Source organism: Polaromonas sp. P1_E1_2, from assembly GCF_056406035.1.
Genome location: NZ_JBFUAZ010000182.1, coordinates 1 through 6,907 on the forward strand (window position 1 = coordinate 1; position 6,907 = coordinate 6,907).

The 6,907-nt window shown below is 65.6% G+C and carries 9 protein-coding genes; 5 read left to right on the plus strand and 4 right to left on the minus strand.

Annotation, left to right across the window (positions count from 1 at the left end; genetic code table 11):
* The 4 genes from AC1D1P_RS10605 to AC1D1P_RS10620 form a co-directional block, all read left to right on the plus strand.
* A partial coding sequence (locus AC1D1P_RS10605; RefSeq protein WP_477672946.1) for a DUF4260 domain-containing protein occupies positions 1–456 on the plus strand: 456 nt, incomplete at its 5' end.
* A gap of 55 nt (positions 457–511) precedes the next feature.
* Complete coding sequence (locus AC1D1P_RS10610) at positions 512–1,507, plus strand: alpha/beta hydrolase family protein (protein WP_477672947.1); 996 nt, start codon at positions 512–514, stop codon at positions 1,505–1,507.
* An 8-nt stretch (positions 1,508–1,515) separates the two neighbouring features.
* Complete coding sequence (locus tag AC1D1P_RS10615) at positions 1,516–2,202, plus strand: response regulator transcription factor (RefSeq protein WP_477672948.1); 687 nt, start codon at positions 1,516–1,518, stop codon at positions 2,200–2,202.
* Positions 2,199–3,566 carry a sensor histidine kinase gene (locus AC1D1P_RS10620; protein ID WP_477672949.1) on the plus strand — a complete coding sequence of 456 codons (1,368 nt, stop codon included), beginning with the start codon at positions 2,199–2,201 and terminating at the stop codon, positions 3,564–3,566. Before AC1D1P_RS10615 ends, AC1D1P_RS10620 begins: the two co-directional genes overlap by 4 nt.
* 12 nt (positions 3,567–3,578) lie before the next feature.
* Here the strand turns inward: AC1D1P_RS10620 and AC1D1P_RS10625 are convergent, their stop codons facing one another.
* On the minus strand, positions 3,579–4,424 hold the full coding sequence (locus AC1D1P_RS10625) for a DMT family transporter (RefSeq protein ID WP_477668862.1): 846 nt from the start codon (positions 4,422–4,424) through the stop codon (positions 3,579–3,581).
* Positions 4,425–4,649: 225 nt separating this feature from the next.
* On the opposite strand from AC1D1P_RS10625, the gene AC1D1P_RS10630 reads away from it, so the two are divergent.
* Positions 4,650–4,862: a hypothetical protein gene (locus AC1D1P_RS10630; RefSeq protein WP_477668861.1), complete on the plus strand. Its 213-nt coding sequence runs from the start codon at positions 4,650–4,652 to the stop codon at positions 4,860–4,862.
* Positions 4,863–4,875: 13 nt separating this feature from the next.
* Here AC1D1P_RS10630 and AC1D1P_RS10635 read toward each other — a convergent pair whose 3' ends face one another.
* From AC1D1P_RS10635 to AC1D1P_RS10645, 3 genes are all read right to left on the minus strand, one after another.
* Complete coding sequence (locus AC1D1P_RS10635; protein WP_477672950.1) at positions 4,876–5,577, minus strand: helix-turn-helix domain-containing protein; 702 nt, start codon at positions 5,575–5,577, stop codon at positions 4,876–4,878.
* Between the two features lie 10 nt (positions 5,578–5,587).
* On the minus strand, positions 5,588–6,613 hold the full coding sequence (gene lipA / locus AC1D1P_RS10640; protein ID WP_477668859.1) for a lipoyl synthase: 1,026 nt from the start codon (positions 6,611–6,613) through the stop codon (positions 5,588–5,590).
* A gap of 25 nt (positions 6,614–6,638) precedes the next feature.
* Positions 6,639–6,907 (minus strand): lipoyl protein ligase domain-containing protein (locus tag AC1D1P_RS10645; protein WP_477672951.1); only part of this gene is annotated, 269 nt, incomplete at its 5' end.

The window sequence follows — 6,907 nt, forward strand, 5'->3', positions numbered from 1 at the left end:
GCTGAGGCACTTTTCTTCCCGGCAGGCCGCGTGGCGCGAACCGTTCAGCGCCGCATCGCCACGGCAGTTGCCCCGGGCAGCGCCAACGGCGGCGTACGCCTGCTGCTGCGTGCCGAGGGGCTGGCGGTGGTGGCTGCGGCGGCTGCGGCCTACGCCCAGTTCGGCGCGGGGTGGGGCTGGTTTGCAGCGTTATTTTTGCTGCCCGACCTGTCTTTCCTGGCCTACCTGGCCGGGCCGCGTGTGGGGGCTGCCGCCTATAACGCCATGCATTCCTACTTCGGCGCCGTAGCCCTGCTGGCGGCGGGCGTTCTGGGCGCAACCCCCGTGCTGGTGGCCGGCGGCCTGGTCTGGTGCGCGCACATCGGCTTTGACCGTGCGCTGGGCTACGGGCTCAAGTACGCGGCGGGTTTTGGCCAGACGCACCTCGGGCGCATCGGACGGGCCGATCCGTGGTGAACAGCGCTTTTCTCCGCTTCAAAGGAACCCGATGTTGAAATCGCTAACTTGCAGCATGTTCGTTGCTTTGGCGGCGATCGCCGGCGTGGTGGACGCCACTGAACTTTCCGGTGGCGCCGGCTTTCGTTTGATTCAGCTTCCCGATCCTGTCACGCAGCAACCGATGCAGGCGGCGGTGTTCTATCCGGCAGCACCTACGTCTGAAACAACCAGGATGGGGGCTGTCATTGTGTCTGCCGCGAAGGATGCGGCGCCGATGGGTGTGCGCCATCCTCTGGTGCTGCTCTCGCACGGCAATGGTGCCGGCCGGTTCAGTCACCACGATACAGCGACATTCCTCGCGCGTCATGGCTACGTGGTGGCCGCAATCGAGCATCCGGGCGACAATTTTCGCGACAGCAGCGGGGTCGGCACCGATCGGGTGCTGATTGGAAGAGCGCTGCAACTGTCGGCACTGCTGGATTTCCTGTTGCAGGCTCCGGCCTCTGCGGGCCTGATCGATTCCCGGCGGGTGGGCGTCGCGGGTTTTTCGGCAGGCGGCTATTCGGCCCTCTTGTTGATGGGCGCCAAACCGAAGTTCGAGCTGCTGAGTGCCTATTGCAAAGCCTTGCCGACAAGTGTTCTATGTGCCGGTGGCGGAAAGGTTTCCCTGTCGTCTCCCCCGCTGATCGCGAAGACCGACGACCGCATCCGCGCCGCGTTCATCATGAGCCCGCCGGGAGCCTTCTTTGACCGCGAAAGCCTGTCGCAGGTCTCGAGGCCGGTGAATCTGTACGCGGCCGGCGCCGATTCCGTGCTCCCGGTCAAGGAGAACGCGATAAAAGTAAAGGAACTGCTTCCCTCACTGGCCCGATACACCGAGATCCCCGCAGCCGACCACTTCGTGTTTCTCGCGCCGTGCACGTCGGAGATGCGCGGCGTCGCGCCCGCTCTGTGTACGGATCCACAAGGCGTCAATCGGGCTGCTGTGCATGACAATGTGAACCGCGATGCATTGATGTTTTTTCAGGAGCAACTCCAGGTCGATGCGAGTTTTCCGAAGCGAATGTAGCCAATCCTATGCCCCATATCCTGCTGATCGACGACGACGAGCACCTGGCTGCGCCGCTGGCCGCCTACTTTGCCCGTTTTGACTTTGTGCTCGAAAGCGCGCTGCGCCCCGGTGAAGGCTTGGCCATGCTGCGCACCGGTGCGTATGACGCAGCCATCCTGGACGTCATGCTGCCCGAGATGGACGGCTTTGCCCTGTGCCGCGAGATCCGCAAGGAAAGCGACATCCCCATCGTGATGCTGACGGCCCGCGGCGACGTGATGGACCGTGTGGTCGGGCTGGAGCTGGGCGCCGACGACTACCTGCCCAAGCCTTTTGAGCCGCGCGAGCTGGTGGCGCGCCTGCAGACCATTTTGCGGCGCCAGCGCAGCGCACCGGCTGCGGCTACCCAGCGCCATGTGTTCCAGGGGCTGGTGGTCGATGTGGAAACGCGCGAAGTGCTGCGCCTGGGTGAAAAGGTCGAGCTGACCGGCACCGAGTTTGAATTGCTGGCCCTGCTGGCGGCCGAGCCCGGCAAGGTCTTCAACCGCGACGACATCCTCAACCGCCTGCGCGGCCACGAGGCCGAGCTGTACACGCGCGCCGTCGACATCGTGGTGAGCCGGCTGCGCAAAAAACTGGAGCCACTGGACTGCATCAAGACCTTGCGCAACGCGGGCTATGCCCTCGCTGCCGGCAAGGCGGGTACGCCATGAGGCGGTGGAAAACGCGCCGGGACTGCCGGGCCCGCGAACGCTCACGCCCCGAGCGCTGGCGCCACCGCTGGAAGCATTCGCTCCGGCTGCGGCTGATCACCGTGTTCCTGCTGCTGGCGCTGGCCATGGGTGCTGTGTTCATGAGCGGCATGCAGCGGGCGTTTTCAACGGGCTGGCGCGACGCGGCCAAACCGCTGATCAGCGACTACATGGACAGGCTGGTGGCCGACCTGGGTTCGCCGCCCGATGTGGGCCGTGCCCAGGCGCTGGCTGCGCGGCTGCCGATTTCCATCCGCATTGAAGGGCCGCAGGTCAACTGGCAGTCCCATCCTGACAGGCCCGACCGCAAGGTGTTCGACGCCCGCGCCAAGGACTGGCTGAGCCGCACCACKGCCGACGGCCATCGCGTGATTTTTGGCCCCGGCACTGCGCCCTGGCAGGCAGCGCCACACGGCGTGTTTGGCTGGATCACGCTGGCGCTGCTGCTGGGCTTGCTCATAGGCGCCTATGCCTACGTGCGGCGCCTGCTGCGCCCGCTGGACGACATCCGCGCAGGCGCCGAGCGCTTTGGCCGCGGCGAGTTCGCAACGCCGATTCCCCTGCGCCGCCGCGACGAACTCGGCGACCTGGCCGGGCGCATCAACACCATGGCGCACGACATCGAAGGCATGCTCAACGCCAAACGCGCCTTGCTGCTGGCATTGAGCCATGAGCTGCGTTCCCCGCTGACACGCGCCAGGCTCAACGCCGAGTTGCTGCCCACCACGCCCGAGGGCACCGGTGCCGGCGAGCGCGAACGCGAGGCGCTGCTGCGCGACCTGGGCGAGATGCGCGACCTGATCAGCGACTTGCTCGAAAGCGAGCGTCTGGCCAGCCCGCACGTCGCACTACAGCGCGAACCGGTGGACCTGGCGGCGCTGGTGCGCGAGACGGCCACCGAGGTGCCAGGTGCGTCGGAGATGGTGCTGGACCTGGCGACTGGCCTTGCGCCGCTGGCACTGGACCGCATGCGCGTGCGCCTGCTGGTGCGCAACCTGATGGACAACGCACTGCGCTACAGCAGCGGCGCCGGGAGGCCGCCGCATGTGTCGCTGCAGCCGGCGGGCGGCGGCGTGATGCTGGAAGTGCGCGACTTCGGCCCGGGGGTGGATGCCGCGCAGCTGGCGCATTTGACCGAGCCCTTTTACCGGACCGACGGCGCACGCCAGCGCGCCACGGGCGGCGTGGGCCTGGGCATGTACTTGTGCCGACTGGTGGCCGAAGCGCATGGCGCCGAGCTGCAAGTGCGCAATGCAGAGCCCGGGCTGGCCGTGTGCGTGCTGTGGCATGCTATTGAATCAGGAGCTGCTGGCGCCCGTCCTTAAAGGGCTGCAGCCTTATTTTGCTCTTGTTCCCAGCAGCGCGGCGCCGATGATCATCACCGCCGCCAGGGCGATGCTCCAGCTCAGCGCGCGGCCGCTTACCCCCATCAGCAGTGCAGTCGAGCCCAGCGGCGTGAGGTAACTGAGGATGCCGATCTGCTGCGCGTCGCCCAGCTTGAGGGCCTTGTCCCAGAGAAAGAACGCCGCGCCCAGCGGCCCTGCGCCCAGCACCGCCAGCAATAGCCAGTCCTGCGCCGACAGCGTGGCGGCAGGCTCCAGCGCCCAATGGCACAGCAGCGAAAGCACGCCCGAGACCAGGCCGAAGAGGCCGATGGCCGCGGTGGGAAAGGCCGGCACGCGTTTTGTCAGCAGCGAGTAGCTGGCCCAGATGAAGGCCGAGCCCAGCGCCGGCAGGTAACCCCATGACCAGCCTGCGGAGGACGTCGCACCGCCACCGCCCGCGCCCAATATGGCAATGGCGGCGCCGGCAAATCCCAGCAGGCCTGCAGCCACATGCACAGCGCGCAGCTGCACGCCACGAAGGAACAGCGGCGCCAGCACCACGATAAAAAGCGGCCAGAGGTAGTTCACCAGGTTGGCCTCGACTGCCGGCGCATACCGCAGCGCGATGAAAAGCAGGAAGTGATAGCCGAAGAGGCCGTACACGCCGAGCGCCAGCGTGGCGGTGGGAATCTTCCATTGCGCGCGGTCCCGCAGCACAAAAGGCAGGGCCAGCAGGCTGCCGGTCAGCAGCGCAACGCCGGTGAGCAGAAAGGGCGGAACGTGTTTGAGCGAGACCCCGAGCGAGGCGAGCAGGGTCCAGAGGGCGATGGCGCCCAGTGCGTAGAGATTGGCTGGCATGGCGGCAAGCATAGGGGGACGTCACGTGGGCGTCGTCGCAGAGCAACGCTTTGTTGTCGTGCAACGACGGTTCTGGCGATTCAGGGGTATGTCCTACGCGCAGACCAACATCCGGTAACGAGCTTCACGTGCGAGGGGCGCTGCAGACACCTTGCCCGTACGGACTTCAGTTGCAATGGCATGGCAGATTTCTCCGAAATCGCATGAAACCCAAGGAGACTCACCATGAGAAAGCTTTCCATCCTCTTGCTGGCGCTGGCCGGCATGGCCGCCCTGTCGGGCTGCGTGGCTTACCCGGTGGCTTATGACAACGGACCGCAATATCGTGTCGTGCCCGCCCCTGCGCCGGGCTATGGCCCCGGCTACCGGGGTGACCGCGATGGCGACGGTGTGCGCAACCGCTACGACCGCCGGCCGAACGACCCGAGTCGCTATTGAAAATCCGTAAAGGTCAGGCGCTGCCCAGCCCGGCGCGCCGCATCGCGGCCGTCAGGGCTGAGGGCGACTGGTAGCCGCAGTGCAGCGCGGTGTCGGCCACGCTCATGCCGCGGCTGCGCAGTTGCACGGCCAGTGCCAGGCGTTGCCGGCGCAGCCACTGCATCACGCTGAGGCCGGTTTCGCGCCGGCAGCGTGCGGCAAACTGCGTCGGGCTTAAAAACACCTGCGCGGCCAGTTGCGCGACGCTCAGTGGTTCGTGCAGGCGCTGCTGTGTCCAGGTGGCCAGTTGTTCCCAGTGGATGGGCCGCGCATGGCGCAAGGGCGTTGATGCGGGTGYTGTGGGTTGCCACGCTTCCAGCAACAGCGCCGGACCGTGAAGTTGCGCGAGGCTGCCCGGCTGCTGCAGCGCTTCGGCGAGGTAATTTCCCAGCGCAAGGGTTTGCGCGGTTTTTGCAGGGTCATAGGCGCAGCGAGCCCAGTCCGCATGCGTGGTGTCCAGCACCAGGCAGCGGCTGCCTTCACGTGATTCAAAGTCATGCCGGTCGCCGGGTGTGATCACGCAGCCCTGGCCGGCGGCAATGCGCCGCCCGCGTCCGCGTACTTCCAGTTCCAGCACACCACTCAGGCCCAGCAGTACCTGGAAGTGGTCATGCGCATGGCTGCCGTGCGAGGCGCCGTAGTGGCGCAGCGACAGGGAGCCTTGCGGCAAGGTCATGTTGCGGGGATTAAAGAGCGGCGGTGGCCGCGTCGGCCTTGTCGGCCACGCCTGCCGCGTGGGCCTGCTGGTCGGCGTGGTAACTGCTGCGCACCATGGCGCCCACGGCGGCGTGCGTGAAGCCCATCTTGTAGGCTTCTTCTTCAAACATCTTGAAGGTGTCGGGGTGCACATAGCGGCGCACCGGCAGATGGCTGGTGGAGGGCGCCAGGTACTGGCCGATGGTCAGCATGTCGATGTTGTGCGCGCGCATGTCGCGCATSACCTGCAGAATTTCYTCGTCGGTYTCGCCCARGCCCACCATGATGCCGCTCTTGGTCGGCACATCGGGGTGCAGGGCCTTGAACTTCTTGAGCAGGTTCAGACTGAAGTTGTAGTCGCTGCCGGGACGCGCTTCTTTGTAAAGGCGCGGCGCGGTTTCGAGGTTGTGGTTCATCACGTCGGGCGGCGCGGCCTTCAAAATTTCAAGCGCGCGGTCGTCGCGGCCGCGGAAGTCGGGCACCAGGATTTCAATCGTGGTGGCGGGCGAGAGTTCGCGGATCTTCTGGATGCATTCCACAAAGTGGCCGCTGCCGCCGTCGCGCAGGTCATCGCGGTCCACGCTGGTGATCACCACGTATTTGAGCTTGAGTGCTGCGATGGTTTTCGCCAGGTTCAGCGGTTCATTCACGTCCAGCGGATCGGGGCGGCCGTGGCCCACGTCGCAAAACGGGCAGCGGCGCGTGCACTTGTCGCCCATGATCATGAAGGTGGCCGTGCCCTTGCCGAAGCATTCCCCGATGTTGGGGCAGCTGGCTTCTTCGCACACTGTGTTGAGCTTGTTTTCGCGCAGGATCTGCTTGATCTCGTAAAAGCGCGTGGTCGGGCTGCCGGCCTTGACGCGGATCCAGTCGGGCTTCTTGAGCATTTCGCCCTGCACCACCTTGACGGGGATGCGCGACAGCTTGGCCGCGGCTTTTTGCTTGGCCAGCGGGTTGTAGTCTTCCTGGCTCTGGATGTCCCGAACAACAGGATTGACGGTTTCTGGGGTGCTCATGGTGTATTTCTTTGAAGGAATGTGCTCAGGGCGCCAGGTAGGTGACGAGCTTGCGGCCCAGCACATCTGCGGCTTCCTGCCAGCTTGCCGATACCCCGATTGTAGAAAGGTCTGTGGTTTTGAGCCCCACATACCCGCAGGGGTTGATCCGCGAGAAGGGTTCCAGGTCCATCGCCACATTGAGCGCGACCCCGTGGTAGGTGCAATTCCGGCTGACTTTGATGCCCAGGGCGGCGATCTTCCCAAGGCCGCGAAACGGGTCGGCAGGGTGCATCGGGCCGGTCAGGGCGGCAT